General features: G+C 71.0%; 16 protein-coding genes and 1 rRNA gene. 12 read left to right on the top strand and 5 right to left on the bottom strand.

What is annotated here, in order from left to right; all coding sequences use genetic code 11:
- Positions 1–92, top strand: a 5S ribosomal RNA gene (gene rrf, locus ABZT18_RS27595); the annotation flags it as partial.
- 176 nt (positions 93–268) lie between these two features.
- On the opposite strand, the gene ABZT18_RS27600 is transcribed toward rrf, so the two are convergent.
- A complete protein-coding gene (locus ABZT18_RS27600; protein WP_354997240.1) occupies positions 269–955 on the bottom strand; it encodes a hypothetical protein in 687 nt (228 codons plus the stop codon).
- Between the two features lie 69 nt (positions 956–1,024).
- Here ABZT18_RS27600 and ABZT18_RS27605 point away from each other — a divergent pair, with 69 nt between their 5' ends.
- The 3 genes from ABZT18_RS27605 to ABZT18_RS27615 are packed head-to-tail and all read left to right on the top strand — an operon-like array spanning position 1,025 to position 5,435.
- Positions 1,025–3,643, top strand: coding sequence for a valine--tRNA ligase (locus tag ABZT18_RS27605; protein WP_354997239.1), 2,619 nt, complete (start codon positions 1,025–1,027; stop codon positions 3,641–3,643).
- Positions 3,640–4,974 carry a folylpolyglutamate synthase/dihydrofolate synthase family protein gene (locus ABZT18_RS27610; RefSeq protein ID WP_354997238.1) on the top strand — a complete coding sequence of 445 codons (1,335 nt, stop codon included), beginning with the start codon at positions 3,640–3,642 and terminating at the stop codon, positions 4,972–4,974. Before ABZT18_RS27605 ends, ABZT18_RS27610 begins: the two co-directional genes overlap by 4 nt.
- Entirely contained in the window at positions 4,971–5,435 is a 465-nt protein-coding gene (locus ABZT18_RS27615) for a DUF4233 domain-containing protein (protein ID WP_354997237.1), read from the top strand. Before ABZT18_RS27610 ends, ABZT18_RS27615 begins: the two co-directional genes overlap by 4 nt.
- 45 nt (positions 5,436–5,480) lie before the next feature.
- Here the strand turns inward: ABZT18_RS27615 and ABZT18_RS27620 are convergent, their stop codons facing one another.
- Entirely contained in the window at positions 5,481–6,971 is a 1,491-nt protein-coding gene (locus ABZT18_RS27620) for a VOC family protein (RefSeq protein WP_354997236.1), read from the bottom strand.
- 142 nt (positions 6,972–7,113) lie between these two features.
- Between ABZT18_RS27620 and ndk the strand changes: the two genes are divergently transcribed.
- Complete coding sequence (ndk, locus tag ABZT18_RS27625) at positions 7,114–7,539, top strand: nucleoside-diphosphate kinase (RefSeq protein WP_355252846.1); 426 nt, start codon at positions 7,114–7,116, stop codon at positions 7,537–7,539.
- 16 nt (positions 7,540–7,555) lie between these two features.
- Here the strand turns inward: ndk and sigJ are convergent, their stop codons facing one another.
- Positions 7,556–8,431, bottom strand: coding sequence for an RNA polymerase sigma factor SigJ (gene sigJ / locus ABZT18_RS27630; RefSeq protein ID WP_354997235.1), 876 nt, complete (start codon positions 8,429–8,431; stop codon positions 7,556–7,558).
- Positions 8,428–8,868 carry a carboxymuconolactone decarboxylase family protein gene (locus tag ABZT18_RS27635; protein ID WP_354997234.1) on the bottom strand — a complete coding sequence of 147 codons (441 nt, stop codon included), beginning with the start codon at positions 8,866–8,868 and terminating at the stop codon, positions 8,428–8,430. Before ABZT18_RS27635 ends, sigJ begins: the two co-directional genes overlap by 4 nt.
- 186 nt (positions 8,869–9,054) lie before the next feature.
- Here ABZT18_RS27635 and ABZT18_RS27640 point away from each other — a divergent pair, with 186 nt between their 5' ends.
- The 3 genes from ABZT18_RS27640 (at position 9,055) to ABZT18_RS27650 (ending at position 15,000) form a co-directional block, all read left to right on the top strand.
- Complete coding sequence (locus tag ABZT18_RS27640; RefSeq protein WP_354997233.1) at positions 9,055–10,605, top strand: alkaline phosphatase D family protein; 1,551 nt, start codon at positions 9,055–9,057, stop codon at positions 10,603–10,605.
- A 407-nt stretch (positions 10,606–11,012) separates the two neighbouring features.
- A complete protein-coding gene (gene ileS, locus ABZT18_RS27645; protein WP_354997232.1) occupies positions 11,013–14,204 on the top strand; it encodes an isoleucine--tRNA ligase in 3,192 nt (1,063 codons plus the stop codon).
- 106 nt (positions 14,205–14,310) lie between these two features.
- On the top strand, positions 14,311–15,000 hold the full coding sequence (locus ABZT18_RS27650) for a lysophospholipid acyltransferase family protein (protein WP_354997231.1): 690 nt from the start codon (positions 14,311–14,313) through the stop codon (positions 14,998–15,000).
- Positions 15,001–15,097: 97 nt separating this feature from the next.
- Here ABZT18_RS27650 and ABZT18_RS27655 read toward each other — a convergent pair whose 3' ends face one another.
- Positions 15,098–16,366 carry a hypothetical protein gene (locus ABZT18_RS27655; protein ID WP_354997230.1) on the bottom strand — a complete coding sequence of 423 codons (1,269 nt, stop codon included), beginning with the start codon at positions 16,364–16,366 and terminating at the stop codon, positions 15,098–15,100.
- A 107-nt stretch (positions 16,367–16,473) separates the two neighbouring features.
- On the opposite strand from ABZT18_RS27655, the gene ABZT18_RS27660 reads away from it, so the two are divergent.
- From ABZT18_RS27660 to mycP, 4 genes are all read left to right on the top strand, one after another.
- Positions 16,474–18,468: a TIGR03960 family B12-binding radical SAM protein gene (locus ABZT18_RS27660; RefSeq protein WP_354997229.1), complete on the top strand. Its 1,995-nt coding sequence runs from the start codon at positions 16,474–16,476 to the stop codon at positions 18,466–18,468.
- Positions 18,469–18,716: 248 nt separating this feature from the next.
- Positions 18,717–19,157: a hypothetical protein gene (locus ABZT18_RS27665; RefSeq protein WP_354997228.1), complete on the top strand. Its 441-nt coding sequence runs from the start codon at positions 18,717–18,719 to the stop codon at positions 19,155–19,157.
- 10 nt (positions 19,158–19,167) lie between these two features.
- Positions 19,168–20,661 carry a hypothetical protein gene (locus tag ABZT18_RS27670; RefSeq protein WP_354997227.1) on the top strand — a complete coding sequence of 498 codons (1,494 nt, stop codon included), beginning with the start codon at positions 19,168–19,170 and terminating at the stop codon, positions 20,659–20,661.
- 10 nt (positions 20,662–20,671) lie between these two features.
- Positions 20,672–22,057, top strand: coding sequence for a type VII secretion-associated serine protease mycosin (mycP, locus tag ABZT18_RS27675; RefSeq protein ID WP_354997226.1), 1,386 nt, complete (start codon positions 20,672–20,674; stop codon positions 22,055–22,057).
- Positions 22,058–22,202: the final 145 nt, after the last annotated feature.

Consider the following 22,202-nt stretch of genomic DNA (forward strand, 5'->3'; position numbering starts at 1 on the left):
CGCCCGGTCACATTCCGAACCCGGAAGCTAAGCCCTCCAGCGCCGATGGTACTGCACTCGTGAGGGTGTGGGAGAGTAGGACACCGCCGGACAATTTTTCGTCAGGGCCACCCCGCAAGGGGTGGCCCTGACGCATTTCCCACCTCAAGCTGCGCTTGGTCGACTCACTATCGCCGATGTGGGCCTGTCCCGTAGCGGGGTCACCGCCAGATCGGCGATACCGAGTCGATCAACGAAATGGTTACGCGACCGGCAATCCGGCGCGTGGTCAGTCCCGCGACTGCATGTCAGCGCGCAGGTTGCGCAGCAGGCCGCCGGCGTCGCTGACCGACCGTCCCGGGAACATCGCCATCACCACGCTGCCGTGGTCGGCCCAGCCGCACACCGCGAAGTCCCCGCCCTCGCCGCTGGTGTTGCCGCACTTCATCACACCGCCCAGGTCGCCTGCGGGCACCTCGCTCAGGCCGGTCACCGCACCGGTCTCGTCCGACATGAGGCCGAAGAGGCTGTCCAGGTCCCGCTCCGGCTGCCAGAGCAGGGTGGTGCCCCCGAAGATGAGCACGGAGCGCTTGTCGTCGGCCGGGTCGCGATAGACCGTGCCGAAGCTGCGATCCAGCTCAATGTCCGCAGCGAGGCCGCTGCGCAGGTAGTCGGCCGTACTCTTCGCCCGTTCGCTGTCGTCCCGGGTCAGGCCCGCCACCTGGTCGGGCGACGTCAGCTGCGTGTCCTTCTGCTGCGCCACCCGCCACCCACCGGCACCCAGCACCCCGGCGCCGGCGAGGCCGACCACCAGCGCGACCGTCCAGCCGACCTTGCGCCGTCGGGACCAGCCGCCGGAACCCTCGTCGGGGTCGCCCCCGGAGTCACGGGTGCTCAGCTGGATCGGCTCTTCGGTCAGCTCCACCGGCTCGCGACCGCCGTGGAGCGACCGCTCGGTGAGATGTGCGTCGGACATAGCCGACACCGTACGCGAACCACAGGTGGCGCACGTCCGGTCCGCAGAAGCCCTCCGTAGACTTGTCAGGTGACCGAGAGACTGGATGCCCGACGCCCCGACGCCCCCACCCTTGCCGGCCAGTACCAGCCCGGCGAGGTCGAGCAGCGACGGTACGAGCAGTGGGTAGCCGCCGGACACTTCCGGGCCTCCGCCGACAGCGACAAGCCCCCCTTCACCATCGTCATCCCGCCGCCGAACGTCACCGGCTCGCTGCACATGGGCCACGCGTTCGAGCACACGCTGATGGACGCGTTGACCCGGCGTAAGCGGATGCAGGGCTTCGAGGCGCTGTGGCTGCCCGGCATGGACCACGCTGGCATCGCCACCCAGAACCTGGTGGAGCGTCAGCTCGCCGCCGAGGGCCTTTCCCGACACGATCTCGGCCGGGAAAAGTTCGTCGAGCGGGTCTGGCAGTGGAAGGCCGAGTCCGGTGGGACGATCCTGGGGCAGATGCGGCGCCTCGGCGACTCCGTCGACTGGGACCGTGAGCGTTTCACCATGGACGAGGGGTTGACCCACGCCGTCCAGACGATCTTCAAGAAGCTCTTCGACGAGGGCCTCATCTACCGGGCCAACCGGATCATCAACTGGTGCCCGCGCTGTCTGACCGCGCTCTCCGACATCGAGGTCGAGCACACCGACGACGACGGTGAGCTGATCTCCATCCGGTACAGCGACGAGGTCGTGGTGGCCACCACCCGGGCCGAGACGATGCTGGGCGACACCGCCGTGGCGGTGCACCCGGACGACGAGCGCTACCAGCACCTGATCGGCACCGAGGTCGAGGTGCCGCTCACCGGCCGCCGCATCCCGATCGTCGCCGACCCGCACGTCGACCCGTCCTTCGGCACCGGCATGGTCAAGGTGACCCCTGCCCACGACCCGAACGACTTCGAGATCGGCCAGCGCCACGACCTGCCCGCGCTGACCGTGATGGATGAGCGCGGTGTCATCACCGTGCCCGGCCCGTTCGAAGGGCTCGACCGGTTCGAGGCGCGGCCCGCGATCGTGGCGGCGCTGCGCGAGCAGGGCCGGATCGTGGCCGAGAAGCGGCCGTACGTGCACGCGGTGGGGCACTGCTCGCGGTGTAAGACGACCGTCGAGCCTCGGCTGTCGCTGCAGTGGTTCGTCAACACCGCGCCCCTCGCCCAGGCCGCTGGCGACGCGGTGCGCGACGGTCGGGTCCGCATCGAGCCGGCCGAGCTGGCCAAGCGCTACTTCGCCTGGGTCGACAACATGCACGACTGGTGCATCTCCCGCCAGCTGTGGTGGGGGCACCGGATCCCGGTCTGGTACGGCCCGCAGGGCGAGATCGTCTGCGTCGGCCCCGGCGAGCAGCCGCCGACCGGCGATGGCTGGCGGCAGGACGAGGACGTGCTGGACACCTGGTTCTCCAGCGCGCTGTGGCCGTTCTCCACCCTCGGCTGGCCGGAGCGGACCCCGGACCTGGCCAAGTTCTATCCGACCAGCGTCCTGGTCACCGGCTACGACATCCTCTTCTTCTGGGTCGCCCGGATGATGATGTTCGGCCTGTACGCGATGGACGGCAAGCAGCCGTTCGACGTGGTGGCCCTGCATGGCATGGTCCGCGACGAGCACGGCAAGAAGATGTCCAAGTCGTTCGGCAACGTGGTCGACCCGCTGGACTGGATCGACCGGTTCGGCGCCGACGCCACCCGGTTCACCCTGGCCCGGGGTGCGAACCCCGGCCAGGACGTGCCGGTCAGCGAGGAGTGGTGCCAGGGCTCGCGCAACTTCTGCAACAAGCTCTGGAACGCCACCCGTTTCGCCCTGATGAACGGTGCGCACACCACGGGCGACCTGCCCGCCGCCGAGCAGCTCTCGACCGTGGACCGGTGGATCCTGTCCCGGCTGGCGCACGTCACCGCGGAGGTCGACGAGCAGTTCGAGGCGTACGAGTTCGCCAAGGTGTGCGACCTGCTCTACCACTTCGCCTGGGACGACGTCTGCGACTGGTACGTCGAGCTGAGCAAGCCGGTGCTGGCCGAGGGCGGCGAACGGGCGGACGCCTCCCGCCGGGTGCTCGGGCACGTGCTCGACCAGCTGCTGCGGCTGCTGCACCCGGTCATCCCGTTCGTCACCGAGGAGCTGTGGCTCGCGCTGACGGGCGGCGAGACGGTGCAGAGCGCCGCCTGGCCGGTGGCCGACCGTTCGCTGGTCGACGACGCCGCCGAGGCCGAGCTGGTCAGTGTGCAGCGCGTGGTCACCGAGATCCGCCGGTTCCGCTCCGACCAGGGGCTGCGCCCGACGCAGCGGGTGGCGGCCCGACTGGACGGGCTGCCCGGTGCGGGCATCGCCGCCCACGAGCCGCTCATCCGTTCACTGGTCCGGCTGGACCCGGCCGGCGACGACTTCCAGGCCAGCGCCACGCTGGCCATGCCCGGCGCGGTCGGTGTCGCGTTGGACACCCGGGGGACGATCGACGTGGCCGCCGAGCGGGCCCGGCTGACGAAGGACCGCGCGGCGGCCGAGAAGGAGGTCGCGCAGGCCCGGGCGAAGCTCGACAACCCTGCCTTCATCGGCAAGGCCCCCGAGCCGGTGGTCGCGAAGATCCGCGACCGGCTCGCCACCGCCGAGACCGACCTGGTCCGGATCGACGCTGCTCTGGAGACGCTTTCCTCGTGACCGACCGTAACGATTTCGCCGCCGTCGAGGCTGAGCTGGCCGCCCGCGGTTTCACCCGCATGGTCTTCGAGCTGGACCGGATCGAGTCGCTGCTCGATCTGCTCGGCAGCCCCCAGCGGGCGTACCCCTCGATCCACCTGACCGGCACCAACGGCAAGACCTCGACCGCGCGGATGATCGACTCGCTGCTGCGGGCGTTCGGGCTGCACACCGGGCGATACACCAGCCCGCACCTGGAGACCGTTCGGGAGCGGATCAGCCTCGACGGCGAGCCGGTCAGCGAGGAGCGGTTCGCGGCGGTGTACCGGGAGATCAAACCGCTGGCGGAACTGGTCGACGCGCAGTCGGACGAGCCGCTGACGTACTTCGACATGACCACTGCGCTGGCGTTCGCCACGTTCGCCGACGCGCCGGTCGACATCGCGGTGGTCGAGGTGGGCCTCGGCGGTGCCGAGGACGCCACCAACGTCATCCAGGCCGGGGTCTGTGTGATCACCCCGATCGGGCTGGACCACACCGAATGGCTCGGCGACACACTCCAGGACATCGCGCTGGCCAAGGCCGGCATCATCCACGCGGGCGCCACCGTGATCGCGGCGGCGCAGGAGGAGGAGGCGGCGCGTCCTCTCCTCGAACGCTGCGCGGAGGTCGGGGCCACCATCGCCCGGGAGGGCGCCGAGTTCGGCGTGCTGAGCCGGGCGGTCGCGGTCGGCGGCCAGGTGCTCAGCCTGCAGGGCCTGGGCGGCGTCTACGACGACGTGTTCATCCCGCTGCACGGTGCCCACCAGGCGCAGAACGCCGCGGTGGCGCTCGCCGCCGTGGAGTCGTTCCTGGGTGCGGGGACTCGACGGCAGCTCGACATCGAGGTGGTCCGGGAGGCCTTCGCCTCGACCAGTTCCCCAGGACGGCTGGAGCGGGTCCGCAACGCCCCGACCGTCCTGCTGGATGGCGCACACAACCCGCACGGCATGGCCGCCACCGTCACCGCCCTCCAGGAGGAGTTCGCGTTCAGCAAGCTGGTGGCGGTGATCGGCGTGCTCGCCGACAAGGACGCTGCCGGCCTGCTGGAGCTGCTGGAGCCGGTGGTCGACCAGGTGGTGGTCACCCGCAACAGCTCGCCACGGGCGATGCCGACGGCGGAACTCGCCGAGCTGGCCGCCGAGATCTTCGGCGAGGAGCGGGTGGATTCGGCCGAGGAGATGCCGGACGCGATCGAGTTGGCCGTGGCGCTGGCCGAGGAGAACGTCCCCGGTGAGCTCAGCGGGGTCGGGGTGCTGGTCACGGGTTCGGTGGTGACGGTGGCCGACGCACGTCGGCTGCTGAAGCGATGACCGGCCCGGAGCGGGACTCCCGCGCCACCGAGGACCTGACCGGCTCGCCAGCCGTCGGCTCTCCAGCCGATCAGCCCACCAGGGAAGAGCCCACCGGGGAAGAGCCCGCGGCCGGGCAGCCGCGACGCTCCGGGTTGCGCAACCCGGAGCGGGCGGTACGCGGCCTGGGCGCTGGCACCCTCAGCCTGGAGGCGCTGGTGCTGCTGCTGGCGATCCAGCCGATCCGGGTGGTCGGCGGTGACCTGAGCGGCGCAGCGATCGGTGCCGTGGTGGCACTGGCGGTGGCCGCCGTCGTACTCGCCGGCATGATGCGCCGCCCCTGGGCCTGGCACGCCGGCACCGTGCTCCAGGGTCTGCTGCTACTGGGCGGCCTGCTGCACTGGTCACTGTTCGGGCTGGGCATCATCTTCGCCCTGGTCTGGGCGTACGCGCTGCACGTCCGCCGGGTCATCCTCGGCTGACGCCCGACCCGGTTGGCGGCACCCCGAGAGGGGGACCGGGCCGGGTCAGGCGTCCGCGCGTTCGCGCCACTGGGTGAGCGCGATGCCGTGGCTGTCCGGGTCGCGGAACGCCGCCGCCCACACCTCCAGCCTGGTGCCTCGATTGACCACCCGGGGCGCGTACGTGAAGCGGATGCCCGACTCGCGTAACCGCTCGTACGCCGCTTCGATGTCGTTCACCTCGAGGTTGACGTGCACCAGCCGGCGGCTGATCGGCGCCGCCCCGGTGACCTCGCGCAGGACGAGCCGGGTCGTGCCCGAGGCGAGGACGGCGTTGTGAGCGCCCTGATCGACCTCGGTGAAGCCGAGCACGTCGCGGTAGAAGCCGAGCGAACGGGACAGGTCGGTCACCAGCAGGGTGAGGCCCACCCCGCTGATCGGGGCGGCCGGGTCCGCTGCCGCACCCGCGTCGAACCCGAAGATCGCCTCGTCCAGTTCCTCATCGGTGACGGTCTCGCGCGCCGTCCCGGCCGGGGCGGGATCGTCGAGCGGAAGGTCGAGTGGATCCAGCGGGTCTGTCACGCCCGGGCCGGAGCGCTGCGCGGGCGGCTGGTCGGAGCGCTGCACGCTGGGTTGGTCGAAGCTCTCCGCGCTGGGCGGGTCGAAGGAGTCCCCGGCGGGCGGGCGGACCCGGTCGTCCTCCGGGAGGTCGAACCGGTCGGCGTCGGGCTCGTCGAAGCGCTCCTCGGCGGGCGGGCGCGGCGCCGGGGTGGCCCGCCGGGGCAGCCCGCCGCTGGCCTGCTGCTCGACGACGACGCCCTCCAACACCACCGGGCCGCCCGGGCTCTGGTGCATCACCACGGGCTCGCGCTCCTCGGGCACGACGCCCGGGTCGTCCCGCAGGGGGTCGTCGCGCAGGGCGTCGGTGCGCAAGTGGTCAGGGCGCAGGTGGTCGGGGCCGAGTGGGTCACGGAACGGGTCACCGAGCGGGTCGCGGAAGTCGTCCCGGAAGTCGTCGTCCGGCGCGCGGTCGGCCCACGGCGGGGCATCCTGCTGGATCAGCACCTCGTCCACGACGTCGGCGTCGGCGAACTCCGGCGGGAGGTCGGCGACGGCGGCGGCGGTCTCGGCGTGGGTCGGCACCTCGTCCCAGAGGACCTTGACGTGCCGCTGGTCGTCCAACGCGACCCGGATCGGCAGGGTCTGGCCCAGTGACGGCCACTTGGAGACCGGCACCCGCGGCTCGATGATCTTCTTGGATCGGGGCGGCAGACCGGGCGCGTCGATCACCAGTTGCAGCTCGCAGCGGCCGAACGCGTACTGGGTGGGTGGTTCGGAGGCGCTGTGCACGTGCCCGACGCCGACCACCCAGGTGCGCCCGCCACCGCGTACGGTGGCCAGCGCGATCGCCAGCACCAGTAGGGCGACCCCGAGAGCCACGATGGCCCAACTGGTCATGCCCAGCCCGAAGAGGACGACGAACGTGGCCACGGTGCCCAGCACCGTGCCGATCAACTTGCGTACCGGCGCGATGGGTCGGTTCCCGCCATTCGCCACAGTGGACCTCCCGGGGGTCAGGGCCAGGCTAGGCCGGATCGGCCACCGGGGGGAAGACCGGCCGCCGCGCCGGCGCCGGGACCGGGTCGCTAGGCTGACCGTACCGATCCCAAGCGTTCAGCTCGTACAGGAGGAACCCAGCGTGTCCAGCAACAGCCCGGATGAGCGCAGCCTCGTTCTGATCAAGCCGGACGCGGTTCGCCGCGGCCTGGTCGGCGAGGTCCTCTCCCGCTTCGAGCGCAAGGGGCTGTGGATCGACGCGATGGTGCACCGGACGATGGACGCCGCGCTCGCCGACGAGCACTACGCCGAGCACGTCGACAAGGCGTTCTACCCGCCGCTGAAGGACTTCATGACCGGCGGCCCGCTGGTCGCTCTGGTGCTCTCCGGCGACCAGGTCATCGACGTGGTCCGTGGGCTGGTCGGCGCGACCGACGGTCGCAAGGCCGCCGCCGGCACCATCCGGGGTGACCTGTCGCTGTCCAACCGGGAGAACCTCGTGCACGCCTCCGACTCGACGGACAGCGCCAAGCGCGAGATCGCGCTCTGGTTCCCCGAGCTGGGCTGACGCGGCCGCACCGGAGTCAGTCGACCTGCGGCAGCTTCTCCGGGTTGCCGACCACGTAGACGCCGGTGATCCGGCCGTCGGCCGCGCTGACGGTCAGGGTGTAAAGGCTGCCGTCCCCATGGGTCATCAGTGCCGCCGGTTCCCCGTTCAGCTCCACCCGCCGCATCGTCCACGGGCGGCTCGGGCCGTAGATCCCAGCGAAGAACCGGGCGATCCGGTCCGCGCCGGTGACGGGGTTGCGTGCGGCCTTTACCCGACCGCCACCGTCGTTCCACGCGGTGGCGTCGGCGGCGACCAGGCCGGTGAGCGTCGCCAGGTCACCGTCGCGGGCGGCGGCGAGGAACGCGTCGAGCAGCCGTTCCCGTTCGGCACGGCTGGCGGTGAAGCGGCGCTGCTCCTGGCGTACCCGGGCGGTCGCGCGGTGGTGGAGTTGGCGGCAGTCCGCCGGGGACCGGTCCAGGATCTCGGCGATCTCGGCGTACGGCAGATCGAAGGCCGTGTGCAGGACGTACACCGCCCGCTCCGGCGGGGTGAGCCGCTCCAGGACGTGCAACAACGCGGTGGAGAGCGAGTCGCGTAGCTCCGCGCGATCCAACGGACCGAACGGCGAGGGCGCGGTCGGCACCGGCTCGGGAAGCCAGGTGCCGACGTACGTCTCGCGGGCCGCCTGCCGGACCCGCAACCGGTCCAGAGCCAGCCGGGTGACGACCCGCGACAGGTAGCGGCGCGGCTCGGCAACCGTCGAGCGATCCACGCCAAACCAGCGCAGGTACGCCTCCTGGAGCACGTCCTCCGCGTCGTGCCGGCTGCCGAGCAGGCGGTACGCGAGCCCGAGCAGCATGGGCCGGTGCTCCTGTAGAGCACCGGCCGCCTCTGCTGCCGCGGTCGTCACGCCTGGGCGGGAGGCTCCAACCGCATCGTTACCCCAATCCGATTCCACACGTTGATTGTGGCAATCGCGATGACGAGGTCGGCCAGTTCCTTCTCCGACCAGACCTTCGCGGCGGCGTCCCACACCTCATCCGGCACCCCGTGCTCGCCGAGCCGGGTGACGGCGTCGGTGAGGTCCAGCGCGGCCCGCTCCCGCTCGTCGAAGAACGGCGACTCCCGCCAGGCGGCCACCGCGAACAGCCGCCGGCTCGACTCGCCGTCGGCGAGCGCGTCCCGGCTGTGCATGTCCACGCAGTACGCGCACCCGTTGATCATCGACGCCCGTAGCTTCACCAGCTCCAGCACGGTGCGGTCGACGTTCGACTGGACGTACTTCTCCAGCCCCATGACGGCCTGGTACGCCTTCGGCGCCACTTCACCGGGATTCATTCGCTGCATGACTACCTCCCCTGATCGGTTCGACACCCTCACGACGGATGGGCCGGGGCAAGTCGTGACAGCCGAGGCTGTGACTCCGGTCATGCCGACCGGACAACCGGCGTTCCGGCCAACGTCACCCGCATCGCCGATCACGGTCATCTCGGGCCGGTAGACCGACGTGGTCAACCCTGATCGGGAGGAAACATGACCGAGCTTGATCGACGTACCCTGTTGCGTGCTGGCCTGGTGGCCGGTGTCGGAGTCGCCGGCGGCGGCCTGCTGGGCGGTGCCGGCGCGACCGCGGCCCCGGCCTGGCGCCCGTCGGGACGCCCGGTACTCACCCACGGTGTGCAGAGCGGTGACGTCACCGCGGACTCGGCGCTGGTCTGGACGCGGGCGGACCGGCCGGGTCGGATGCTGGTCGAGGTGAGCCGTCGGCCGGACTTCCGGGGCGCCCGGAAGCTGCGCGGCCCGGTGCTCGCCCCGAACGGCGACTTCACCGGGAAGGTCCGGCTGCGGGGCCTGCCGGACGCCGAGCGGCTGCACTACCGGGTCCGGGTGGAGAGCCTGGATCGGCACGGGGTGGTCAGCGAGCCCCTGACCGGATCGCTGACCACGGCACCGGGCCGGCACCGGCGACGCGACGTGAAGTTCGTCTGGACCGGGGACGTCGTCGGGCAGGGCTGGGGGATCGCCCCCGACTTCGGCGGGATGTCGATCTTCCGGGCGATGCGGCAGACCCGGCCGGACTTCTTCCTGTGCAGCGGCGACACGGTGTACGCCGACGGCCCGCTGGTCGAGTCGGTGACGCTGCCCGACGGGCGGATCTGGCGCAACCTGGTGACCCCGGAGAAGAGCAAGGTCGCCGAGACGCTGGCCGAGTACCGGGGGCAGTTCGCGTACAACCTGCTCGACGAGCACCTGCGGGAGTTCGCCGCGGCGGTGCCGCAGATCAACCAGTGGGACGACCACGAGGTCCTCAACAACTGGTACCCGGGTGAGGTGCTGGACGACCCGCGCTACACCGAACAGCGGGTGGACGTGCTCGCCGCGCGGGCCCGGCAGGCGTTCAACGAGTGGCTACCGGTGCCGGTTGACGGGCCGATGTACCGGCGGCTGTCGTACGGGCCCCTGCTGGACGTGTTCGTGCTCGACATGCGGACCCACAAGGACCGGAACGACGGCAACACGTACGCCGACCCGAAGCGCGGTCTGCTCGGCCGCGAGCAGCGGGCGTGGCTGATCCGGGAGCTGAAGCGGTCGACGGCGACCTGGAAGGTGATCGCCAACGACCTGCCGATCGGCGTCGTGGTGCCGGACGGTCCGGGGGCCCAGGAGGGTGTCGCGCAGGGCGACCCGGGCGCGCCGGCCGGGCGTGAGCTGGAGTTCGCCGAGGTGCTGCGGGCCACCCACCGGGCCGGGGTGACCGGCTTGGTCTTCCTCACCGCCGACGTGCACTACTCGGCCGCGCACCACTACGACCCGTCCCTTGCGGCGGTCGGCGACTTCACCCCGTTCTGGGAGTTCGTCTCCGGCCCGGCGCACGCCGGCGCGTTCGGCCCGAACGCGCTGGACGGGACGTTCGGCCCGCAGGCGGTCTTCGTGCACGCCCCACCGCGGGCCAACACCTCCCCGGCCGAAGGTTTCCAGCACTTCGGTGAGGTCTTCATCAACGGCGAGTCGGGGGCCCTGACGGTCCACCTCCGCGACCGCGACGGCGCCTCCCTCTGGAACACCACCCTCCCGGCCCCGTAACCCCACCTGGTCCGGCCCGCCCCTCTCCCGGTTGATCATGAAGTTGTTGCCACGACACGCCGGTATGGGCGGCGACAACTTCATGATCAACGGGGTCGGGCTGGGGTGGATTGGCACGCGGGATTACTCGGCGGCGGAGCGGTAGGAGGGTCGAGTATCGTTGAGCACCGTAAGGCGATGACCCGGCCATCACCGGTGAGCCTCCGGAAGAACAGCCGGGCAACCGGCCCAGTAGAACCGGACGGGTCCGGCCCGTCACAGCCGGCCAATGAGCGGGCGGTCGCACGTTGACCGCCAAGCGGGGTGGTACCGCGGACCACCCGGGAGCGCCGTTGCAGGCGTACCCCCGGAAGGTTCGTCCTCGCAGACCCACTGATGAGTGAGCTGCGCGAGGAGAGCGACCCCCGATGGCCTATCCGTTGCACGACCCGACCGCCGCCGGTGTGCCGGCGAGCCCGGACCTGCCCGCGGTCGAGCGCCGGGTGCTGGAGCACTGGACGGCCGACAAGACCTTCGAGGCCTCCATCGAGGCGAGGCCGACCTCCGGTCGGCAACCGGAGACGACGGGCTCCGCCGATGGCGGCGTCGCGGGCAACGCCGAGAACGAGTACGTCTTCTACGACGGCCCCCCGTTCGCCAACGGCCTGCCGCACTACGGCCACCTCTTGACCGGCTACGTCAAGGACGTGGTGCCGCGCTACCAGACCATGCGGGGTCGGCACGTCGAGCGGCGCTTCGGCTGGGACTGCCACGGCCTGCCCGCCGAGGTGGTGGCCGAGAAGCAGCTCGGCATCACCAGCAAGGCGGAGATCATCGACCTCGGTGTGGCCCGGTTCAACGAGGCCTGCCGCGCGTCGGTCCTGGAGTTCACCCAGGACTGGGAGCGGTACATCAACCGGCAGGCCCGCTGGGTCGACTTCGACAACGGCTACAAGACCCTCGACCTGGACTACATGGAAAGCGTCATGTGGGCCTTCAAGACCCTGCACGACAAGGGACTGATCTACGAGGGTTTCCGGGTGCTCGCGTACTGCTGGCGGTGCGAGACGCCCCTGTCGAACACCGAGACCCGGATGGACGACGTCTACCGGGACCGGCACGACCCGACCTTGACCGTGTGGTTCGGGCTGACCGCCGACGAGTCCGCGCCGGAGCTGGTGCGTGGGCCGGTCAAGCTGGGCGTCTGGACCACCACGCCGTGGACGCTGCCGTCGAACCTGGCGCTCGCCGTCGGCCCGGACATCGAGTACGCGGTGCTGGAGCGCGCGGGGGAACGTTACGTCGTCGGTGCGGCGCGGCTGGCCGCGTACGCCAAGGAGCTGGACGGGTTCGAGCAGGTCGGCACGGTGTACGGCCGTGACCTGGTCGGACGCCGCTACACCCCGCTGTACGACTTCCTCGTCGAGCAGGCCGGCGAGAACGCCTACCAGGTGCTCGGCGCGGAGTTCGTCACCACCGAGGACGGCACCGGGATCGTGCACCTGGCCCCGGCCTTCGGTGAGGACGACCAGAACGTCTGCAACGCCGCCGGCATCCCCACCATCGTCACGGTCGACGACCACACCCGGTTCACCGCGCTGGTCCCGCCGTACCAGGGTGAGCAGGTCTTCGACGTCAACAAGCCGGTGATCCGGGAGCTCAAGGAGCGGGGGGTGGTGCTCAAGCAGGACACCTACACCCACTCGTACCCGCACTGCTGGCGCTGCGACACCCCGCTGGTCTACAAGGCGGTGTCGTCGTGGTTCGTCGCGGTGACGCAGTTCCGGGACCGGATGGTCGAGCTGAACCAGGAGATCAACTGGACTCCGGGGCACATCAAGGACGGCTCGTTCGGCAAGTGGCTGGCCAACGCCCGCGACTGGTCGATCAGCCGGAACCGGTTCTGGGGTTCGCCGATCCCGGCCTGGAAGTCCGACGACCCGAACTACCCACGGCTGGACGTCTACGGCTCACTGGCCGACATCGAACGGGACTTCGGCGTACGCCTGACCGACCTGCACCGGCCGGCGGTGGACGACCTGGTCCGCCCCAACCCGGACGACCCGACCGGGCAGGCGATGATGCGCCGGGTGCCGGAGGTGCTGGACTGCTGGTTCGAGTCCGGTTCGATGCCGTTCGCCCAGGTGCACTACCCGTTCGAGAACGCGGACTGGTTCGAGCACCACTACCCCGGTGACTTCATCGTCGAGTACATCGGGCAGACCCGCGGTTGGTTCTACACCATGCACGTGCTGGCCACCGCGCTGTTCGACCGGCCGGCGTTCCGCAACTGCCTCAGCCACGGCATCCTGCTCGGCTCGGACGGGCGCAAGATGTCCAAGAGCCTGCGCAACTACCCGGACGTCTACCACGTCTTCGACGCGTACGGCTCGGACGCGATGCGCTGGATGCTGATGTCCTCGCCGGTGCTGCGCGGCGGTGACATGGCGGTCACCGAGTCGGGCATCCGGGACGCCGTCCGCCAGGTGATGCTGCCGCTCTGGAACGTCTGGTACTTCTTCTCGCTCTACGCCAACGCCGACGGGCACACCGCTCGTCGCCGCACCGACTCGACACACCTGCTCGACCGGTACGTGCTGGCGAAGACGAACGAGCTGGTGTCGACGGTCGGCGCGCAGATGGACGCGTACGACATCTCCGGCGCCTGCGCCACCGTCCGGTCGTTCCTGGACGCGTTGACCAACTGGTACGTGCGCCGGTCCCGGGACCGGTTCTGGTCCGGTGACGCGGATGCGTTCGACACGTTGTGGACGGTGCTGGAGACGCTCTGCCGGGTGGTGGCGCCGCTGGCGCCGCTGACGGCGGAGGAGATCTGGCGTGGGTTGACCGGCGAGCGGTCGGTGCACCTGACCGACTGGCCCTCGGCGGAGGAGTTCCCCGCTGACCACGAGCTGGTGGCGGCGATGGACAACGTGCGGGCGGTCGCCTCGGCGGCGCTGTCGCTGCGCAAGGCCAAGGGGCTGCGGGTGCGGCTGCCGCTGTCCAAGCTGGTCGTGGCCTCGCCGGCGGCGGAGCAGCTGCGCCCGTTCGCCGACCTGGTCACCGACGAGGTCAACGTGAAGGCGGTGGAGTTCAGCGCGGACCTGGCCGAGTACTGCCAGCAGGTGCTGACCGTGGTGCCCCGGGCGCTCGGCCCGCGGGTCGGCAAGCAGGTCCAGCAGGTGATCAAGGCGGTCAAGGCGGGCGACTGGGAGTTGGTCGACGGCGCCCCGGTGGCCGCCGGTATCACCCTGGCCGAGGGTGAGTACGAGCTGCGTCTCGTCGCGGCCGACGCCGAGCACTCGGCGCCGTTGCCCGGCGCTGAGGGCGTGGTGGTGCTGGACACCGAGGTCACGCCGGAGTTGGCCGCCGAAGGGCTGGCCCGCGATGTGGTGCGGGTGGTGCAGCAGGCCCGTCGCGACGCCGACCTGAACGTCTCGGATCGGATCGTGGTGTCGGTGTCGGCGTCCGACGAGGTGCGCGCGGCGGTGTCCGCGTACCTCGACTTCGTCTCCGGGGAGGTGCTGGCCGACTCGGTGGACTTCGCCGAGGGCCTCGACGGATTCGCCGGCGAGGTCGGCGAGGGCGACCGGGTAACGGTGGTCGTCCGCCGCGTGTAAGGGACCAATGTCAGGGTGCGGACGCCTCGACACCTCCGTCGGAGGGGGTGTGGAGGCGTCCGCTACCGTGACACCGCCTGTTCGCATCTGATCTGCCGGAGGACCAGTGCCCCTGCTCTACACCATCGGCAAGCTCACCGTGGCGCCCACGCTGCGGTTGGCGTTCCGCCCGACCGTGGAAGGGCTGGAGCACGTGCCGGAGACCGGCGGCGCGGTCTTCGCCGGCAACCATCTCTCGGTGGCCGACGAGTTGTTCCTCGGCACGGTCGTGCCCCGGCATCTGGCGTTCTGGGCGAAGTCGGAGTACTTCAAGGGCGCCGGTGTGAAGGGCGCGATCTCCAAGTTCGTGCTCACCGGCCTGGGCGCCATTCCGGTCGAGCGGGCCGGCGGCCGCGCCGCGTTGTCCGCGTTCGACGCGGCGATCCCGGCGTTGAAGGGCGGGGACCTCGTGGTGGTCTACCCGGAGGGCACCCGCTCGCCGGACGGCAAGCTCTACCGGGGGCGGACGGGGGCGGCCCGGCTGGCGATCTCCGCCGGTGTGCCGATCATCCCGGTCGGCATGATCGGCACGGACAAGGCGCAGCCGATCGGTGCCCGGGTGCCCCGCCCCGGCACCGCCAAGATCACCGTTCGGTTCGGCAAGCCGCTGGACTTCACCGGCCGGCCCGACGACCGCACCTCGCTGCGGCAGATGACCGACGAGCTGATGAGTGAGATCCAGAAGCTCACCGGCCAGGAGTACGTACCCCGCTACGCCCCACCCCGCGCCCACCCGGACCCAACCCGCGAAGCCTGACCCCACCCCACCCCACCCGTGTTGATCAAGAGGTTTGCGTCATTCACGGGGCTGGAACTGACCGAAACCTCTTGATCAACGTTGGGTCAACGTTGGGTCAGGCCTTGGGTTGGACGATCTCGCTGCGCAGGGTGTTCAGCAGGGTGGCGCTGTCGGCGACGGAGAGCCGGGTGAACACCCCGGTGGCGATGCTGCCGTGGTCGACCGAGGTGCAGACCACCACGTCGCTGCCGTCAGCTCGACCCACCGCGCAGCGCTCGTGTCTGCCTCGCACACCGGTGTCCACGCTCTCGGCGGCTTTCAGCGCGTAGCGCTCGGTGAGCCGGCTGATCTCGGCCTCCGCGTCCGACTCCGGGCTCAGCCGGAAGCCGGTGCCGCCGAAGACCGTCACCTGCTTGCCCCCGGAGGTGGAGTAGACGCCGGCGAACGTGTCCTCGGCCAGCCAGTGCTCCTGGCGTACCTCGCCCTCCAGCTGTCGGGCGGCGTCCTCGCTGCGCTTGTCCTGACGCAGGCTCAGGTCGTCCACCTGCGCGGGCAGTGACACCTGGACCGGGTACTGGGCCGAGATCGGAAACGCGTAGTAGGCGGGGCAGCCGCAGCAGCAGGCCAGGGTGAGCAGCAGCAGCCACGGCCAGCGGCGACGTCGGCGGACCGGCACCGGCACGTACCCCTTGGGGGCCTGCCAGCCCGGCGGCGGTGCTGGTGGTGGCGCCATGGGTGGCGTGGCCGACCGCCGGCCCCGGCGCTGCTTCGGCAGCCTGGGCGGCGCCGGGGCCGGTGCGGGCGGCGACATCGGCCGGGCCGGCATCGTGGGCCTGGCGGCCTGCGGCGGTCGGGGTGCGGCCTGTGGTGGCATCGGGGCAGCCGGCAGAGACGCCGGGTGCGACCCGACCGGGGGAGCGGGCGGGGCAGACCACTGTCGGGTCACCGGTGGTGCCGGGTAGTGCGTCGTCGACGGCAGCGGGGGCAGTTCGGCGGACGGCAGGTCCCATCCGCCGGTGTCCACGCCGGCCCACGGGTCGACAGGCGTCTGGTCCTCCGGTGGTCCGACCGACACGGGCGGTGGTGGGGTCGGCTCGGCCGACTCGCCCCACGCGGGTCGGCGCGGCAGCGGAGGCGGCACCGGGGCCGAGCCGCTCCACCTGGGCGCGGGAGCCTCCGCGGTCGCGGGCTCGGGCTGGTCCGACGGCTCCGGTTGGTCCGCAGCCGTGGGCTGCGTCGAGGGTTCGGGCTGCGCCGATGGTTCCGGCTGGTCCGGGGGTACGGGTGGGGAGGTCGGCTCGTCGGCGGTCGCCGGATCCCGGTCCGGCTCCGCGCCCGGGGTGCTCCCGTCGGCGGGCCGTGCTCCCGGCTGGGGCTCGGGCATCGCGGCAATCTCCTCTCACGCCGGTCCGAGGTTAGTACCGCGCCGCCACCACCGCCGATTGGGCGTGCGCGCGGGCGTCGGCGGACGGGCGCGTACCCTTGGGCATCATGAGTGCCCCGTCCACGACGCCGCGCGCGGCCGCGACCAATTCCGTTTGGTCCCAGCTTGAGCCGCTACTGCCCCAGGTCTCCAAGCCCATCCAGTACGTCGGTGGCGAGCTGGGCGCGGTGACCAAGGATTGGGACGCGGCGACCGTGCGCTGGGCGCTGATGTATCCCGACGCGTACGAGGTGGGTCTGCCCAACCAGGGTGTGCAGATCCTCTACGAGGTGCTCAACGAGCTGCCCGACACCCTCGCCGAGCGGACGTACGCGGTCTGGCCGGACCTGGAGAGCCTGATGCGCACGCACGGCGTGCCGCAGTTCACCGTCGACGCGCACCGGGCGGTCCGCAACTTCGACGTGTTCGGCATCTCCTTCTCCACCGAGCTGGGTTACACCAACATGCTCACCGCGATCGACCTGGCCGGCATTCCGATGCTGGCCGCCGACCGCACCGACGCCGACCCGGTGATCCTGGCCGGCGGGCACGCCGCGTTCAACCCGGAGCCGATCGCCGACTTCATCGACGCCGCGGTGCTCGGCGACGGTGAGGAGGCGGTCCTGGAGATCACCGCGATCGTTCGGGAGTGGAAGGCCGAAGGCTCCCCGGGCGGCCGCGACGAGCTGCTGCTGCGGCTGGCCCGCACCGAGAGCGTCTACGTGCCGCGCTTCTACGACGTCGACTACCTCCCCGACGGGCGGATCCAGCGGGTCGTGCCGAACCGGGCGGACGTGCCGTTCCGCGTGCACAAGCGCACGACGATGGACCTGGACGCCTGGCCGTACCCGAAGAAGCCCCTCGTCCCGCTCGCCGAGACGGTGCACGAGCGGTACGCGGTGGAGATCTTCCGGGGCTGCACCCGGGGCTGCCGGTTCTGCCAGGCGGGCATGATCACCCGTCCGGTGCGGGAGCGGTCGATCACCACGGTCGGGCAGATGGTCCGCGAGGGGCTGGAGTTCTCCGGCTTCTCCGAGGTGGGCCTGCTGTCGCTCTCCTCGGCGGACCACTCCGAGATCGGTGACATGTGCTCTGGCCTGGCCGAGCAGTACGCGGGCACCAACGTCTCGCTGTCTCTGCCGTCGACCCGGGTGGACGCCTTCAACATCGACCTCGCGCAGGAGTTGTCCCGCAATGGGCGGCGTACCGGCCTGACCTTCGCCCCGGAGGGCGGGTCGGAGCGGATCCGCAAGGTCATCAACAAGATGGTGTCGAAGGAAGACCTGATCCGCACCGTCGTCACCGCGTACAGCAACGGCTGGCGGCAGGTGAAGCTGTACTTCATGTGCGGCCTGCCCACCGAGACCGACGAGGACGTCCTCGAGATCGCGGACATGGCGCACGAGGTGATCAAGGCCGGTCGGGCCGCCACCGGCTCCAAGGACATCCGCTGCACCGTCTCCATCGGCGGGTTCGTGCCGAAGCCGCACACCCCGTTCCAGTGGGCCCCGATGGAACGTCCGGAGGTCATCGACCACCGGCTCAGGATCCTCAAGCAGGCGATCAACTCGGACCGCTCGTTGGGCCGGGCCATCGGCTACCGCTACCACGACGGCGAGCCGTCGCTGATCGAAGGGCTCCTCTCCAGGGGTGACCGCCGCGTCGGTTCGGTGATCCGCAAGGTGTGGGAGAACGGCGGCCGGTTCGACGGGTGGAGCGAGCACTTCTCGTACCAGCGTTGGGTCGACGCGGCGGCCGAGACGCTGCCCGCGTTCGGGGTGGACCTCGACTGGTACACCACCCGGCAGCGCGACGGGTTGGAGGTCCTGCCCTGGGACCACCTGGACTCGGGCCTGGACAAGGACTGGCTCTGGCAGGACTGGCAGGACTCGGTCAGCGAGTTCGAGCAGGACGACTGCCGCTGGACGCCCTGCTTCGACTGCGGCGTGTGCCCATCGATGGACACCGAGATCCAGATCGGCCCGACCGGCAAGAAGCTGCTGCCGCTCACCCCGCTGGGCGGCAACGGCATGAAGGTGCCGGCGAGCGACCCCTCCGTCTGACCGCCTGCCGCCAGGCGGCGCCGGATGGCGGTGAACGCCACCCTCCACATCCGACATGTCACCCAACGGGCCCGCGTATCGCGGGCCCGTTGGCGCTGGTCGGGCGTCGCAGCACGCGGTGACCTTCGTGCCATCGACCGCGGTCTGTGCGCCCTGGTAGTGGCTGGGGCTGCCCCGACTAGGTCAGACTCGATACGCTGCGTCTGACATGGACCGACCCCGCGGGTCGGGAACGGGGGAGGAAGCGCATGGGTGACATCCCGCCGCCGAACGTCGGCGATCTGCACGTCAGTGTCGAGGACCTGGACGCCGCCGCGGCCTACGTCGAGCGGCTGAAGCAGTACGTCGAGGACACCCTCAAGTACGAGATGGAGCGCATCAAGGAGCGGATGAAGGGCGACAGCAACAACGCCCAGACCGTCCCGAACGGCACCCCCTTCGGCGCGTACGAAGACGCCCGCATGCAGTGGCAGGCCCTGACCAGGTCCACGGGCAACATGGAGATGCACCTCACGACGCTCTCCCAGAAGCTCGCCGCGTTGAAGGAGGGCACCGAGGACATCGCCAAGGCGTTCCGCGACACCGAGGCGCGTAACGCCGCCAACGGCAAGGAGATCGAGCGACTGCTGGAGTCGGCGGCTCCGCCGCCCGCTGCCGGCGGCCCGCCCACCTACCCGTACACGGCCTGAGGGGGACGTCATGGCTGGAGGAACTTGGGAGCGGTGCGTCCGCGAGGTGACGCTCTCCGCCGACCCGGAAACGGTCGGATCGGTCGGGATGGGGTGGAGCAACCTCTCCGCCGGCCTGCAACAGTTGCGGGACGCGCTCGTCGGCCGGTCCTTCGTCGGGCCGATCGCGACGGGTCAGGAGCGCCCGCACGTCGGCGGTCTGCCCGGGATGCTCGCCGGTTGGAAGGGCAGCGGCGGTGACGCGTACCGCGAGCACCTGGGCAAGATCGGCAAGCAGATCGAGGATCTGATCACCGACGCGAGCAACGTCAGTGGCGCGTTGACGCGGATCGAGGGCGACATCCGCAAGTCGGTCTCCACGATTCCGATCCCCCTGATGGACGACTTCGGCATCAACGAGTGGAGCCTGCCCAACGGCACCGAGCTCGACGATGCCCGGGACGGCGAGAGCTCGTCGGGGTTCCTCGCCGCGCTGCGCAAGGACTACCAGAGCAACCCCGGGTCGTACGCCGATGGCGCGTTCCGCGACAAGGCCGACGACCTGGAAGCGACCATGAAGGTCGACGGCCAGGCCGGCGACGACAAGCGGGGCGGCTGGTGGGACACCAAGTCCCACCTGGACAACTGGTACCGGGACAATCAGCAGGCGGCGAACACGGCGATGTCGCCGCTGCCCAAGGCGGTGTACACCGAGCGTCCCAAGCTGACCGTGGTAGGGCCGGATGGACAAAACATCACCGACGACCTCCGTCGCGACCCCCGGGTTCCGCCGACGGGGCGGCCCGACATCGGTGGTGGCGGTGGACCCGGCGGGAACCCCGACATCGGTGGTGGCCCCACGATCGGCAGCAGGCCACCGAGCATCGGCGAGACGGGCGTTCCCACGTCCAGCGTCGACCCGTTCTCACCGCCCTCATCCCGTGAGTTCGGTGAAGGGGCGCCGCCCGTCGGCTCCGGCCAGCTCACGTCCCCCCCGACCGGTTCCGGTTACTCCGGCTACCCGGACGGCGACGATGGCTACACCAGCGGTCTGGCTGGCGCCAGCCCGAGCGGCGTCGGTGGCGGGTACGGCGGCATGAGTGGTGGCACCGGGGTCGGCAGCGCCGGTCTCGGTGGCGCCGGCGGTGGTTTCGGGGGTGGCCCCGGCGTCGGCGCGGCCGGCGGGATCGGTGCCGGCGGTGGCCTGGGCGCAGGCGCCGGGATGATGGGCGGCGGCATCCCCGGCATGGTGGGCGGCGGCAACGGAAAGGTGCCGCCGATGACGAGCGCGGCGAACGCGCTGCGCACCGCCGCGGGCGCGGGCGGCGGCGCCGGAATGGCGGGCGGCGCGCGTGGCGGTGCCGGAGTCGGCGGCGCCGGGATGATGGGCGGCGGCATGATGGGCGGCGGCGCGGGTGGCGCCGGGCACGGTGGCGGCACCGGCTCCGAGCACTCGTCGTGGTTGACTGAAGATGACGATCCGTGGGGCCCTGGTGACGGGGCGTCCCCGGGCGTCCTTCGATGAGGACGGACGGATGAGGGTGAACATTGGAGCGCTCCGGCCGGTGACCGCCTGCCTGCTGGCGGGGCTCCTGGTGGTGGGGGCCGCCCAACCGGCGGCCGCTGCTCCCCGGCGGGCCGAGCAGTGGTATCTGGACGAACTGCGGATCGACCAGGTGCACAAGATCTCGACCGGGCGGGGCGTGGTCGTGGCTGTGCTCGACACTGGTGTCGAGGCCAGCCACCCGGACCTGCGGGGTCAGGTGCTGGCCGGTGGCCGCAGTTACGGCGCCTCCGGCGATGGCCGCGCCGACGAGGACGGGCACGGCACGCACATGGCCGGCATCATCGCGGCGAAGAGCGATGGCCGCGACGGTGTGGACGGCGTCGCCCCAGGTGCGAAGATCCTGCCGATCAAGTTGCGGAAGGGCAGCGGGACCAACAGCGACGCGGCCTTGGCCCGCGGCATCCGGATGGCCGTCGACGGCGGCGCCAAGGTGATCAACATGTCCGTGGGAGGCCCGGGCTTTGCCAGCCCCGAAGAGGAAAGCGCGATCAAGTACGCGTTGGACCGTGACGTCGTCGTGGTCGCCTCCGCCGGCAACACCGCCAGGGGCAGCGTCGCCGTGGACAACCCTGCCAACACCCCCGGTGTGATCGCGGTGACCGGGACGACCCGGGGCGGCAAGTTCTGGTCCGGGTCGGTCCAGGGGCCGGAGGCGGTGGTCGCCGCCCCGGGTGACGGCATCTACAACGTCGCGAACGAACAGGGGTACGGCTGGGGCGACGGGACCTCCGACTCCAGCGCGATTGTCTCCGGTCTCGCCGCGCTGATCCGGGCCAAGTATCCGGACCTCGACGCCCCGAACGTGATCAACCGGATCATCCGGACCGCCCGGGACGCCGGCCCGTCCGGCCGTGATTCGCAGTACGGCTTCGGCGTGATCGACCCGATGAAGGCGCTGACCGCCAACGTGCCGTCGGTCTCCGCCAACCCGCTGCTCGACCCGGCCGCCGCGACCGACCCGGAACCCGCCCGCACCGGGGGCCCGGACGAGGAATTCGACGTCACCCAGCACGGCGACCGGGGTGGCCCCACGGACCAGCAGGTCATGGTGGTGGTCATCGGTGTCGCCGTGGTGCTGGTGCTGTTGCTGGGGCTGGCGGTGTTCCTCATCTGGAACCGACGTCGCTACCGCCGTGAGGCGGCCCTGGCGGCCGACGTGCCGGACGAACGGCTCGACCAGGTGCCCCCCGGCGGGTACCCGCCGCCGGACGCTGGTTACGCCCCGCCGCCCGGCTATCCGCCACCACCCGGTTACGGCCCGCCCTCCGGGTACGGCCCGCCCTCCGGGTACGGCCCGCCCTCCGGTTACGGCCCACCTGGAGGGGCGCCGCCCGCCCCGCCGCGGGAGCGGTAGCCCGTCCTGATCGTGGTGGCCGGCTGGTGACCTGTGCGTCACCGGCCGGCCATCGGCATGTCCGGCGGGTGGTCACGAACCCTACCGACCGATTTGAGCCGGTCTGCCGGGGCGATTCGACCGCCCCGGCTGCGTACCGTCACGA

It is taken from the genome of Micromonospora sp. NPDC005291, assembly GCF_040607415.1.
Lineage (GTDB): Bacteria > Actinomycetota > Actinomycetes > Mycobacteriales > Micromonosporaceae > Micromonospora.

What these genes read in the sequence shown, in the direction of transcription:
- mycP (WP_354997226.1), top strand. Translation starts at nt 20,672, where the DNA reads ATGAGGGTGAACATTGGAGCGCTCCGGCCGGTGACCGCCTGCCTGCTG.
- ABZT18_RS27660 (WP_354997229.1), top strand. Translation starts at nt 16,474, where the DNA reads ATGAGTGCCCCGTCCACGACGCCGCGCGCGGCCGCGACCAATTCCGTT.
- ABZT18_RS27615 (WP_354997237.1), top strand. Translation starts at nt 4,971, where the DNA reads ATGACCGGCCCGGAGCGGGACTCCCGCGCCACCGAGGACCTGACCGGC.
- ileS (WP_354997232.1), top strand. Translation starts at nt 11,013, where the DNA reads ATGGCCTATCCGTTGCACGACCCGACCGCCGCCGGTGTGCCGGCGAGC.
- ABZT18_RS27600 (WP_354997240.1), bottom strand. Translation starts at nt 955, where the DNA reads ATGTCCGACGCACATCTCACCGAGCGGTCGCTCCACGGCGGTCGCGAG.
- ABZT18_RS27670 (WP_354997227.1), top strand. Translation starts at nt 19,168, where the DNA reads ATGGCTGGAGGAACTTGGGAGCGGTGCGTCCGCGAGGTGACGCTCTCC.
- ABZT18_RS27640 (WP_354997233.1), top strand. Translation starts at nt 9,055, where the DNA reads ATGACCGAGCTTGATCGACGTACCCTGTTGCGTGCTGGCCTGGTGGCC.
- ABZT18_RS27635 (WP_354997234.1), bottom strand. Translation starts at nt 8,868, where the DNA reads ATGCAGCGAATGAATCCCGGTGAAGTGGCGCCGAAGGCGTACCAGGCC.
- ABZT18_RS27665 (WP_354997228.1), top strand. Translation starts at nt 18,717, where the DNA reads ATGGGTGACATCCCGCCGCCGAACGTCGGCGATCTGCACGTCAGTGTC.
- ABZT18_RS27655 (WP_354997230.1), bottom strand. Translation starts at nt 16,366, where the DNA reads ATGCCCGAGCCCCAGCCGGGAGCACGGCCCGCCGACGGGAGCACCCCG.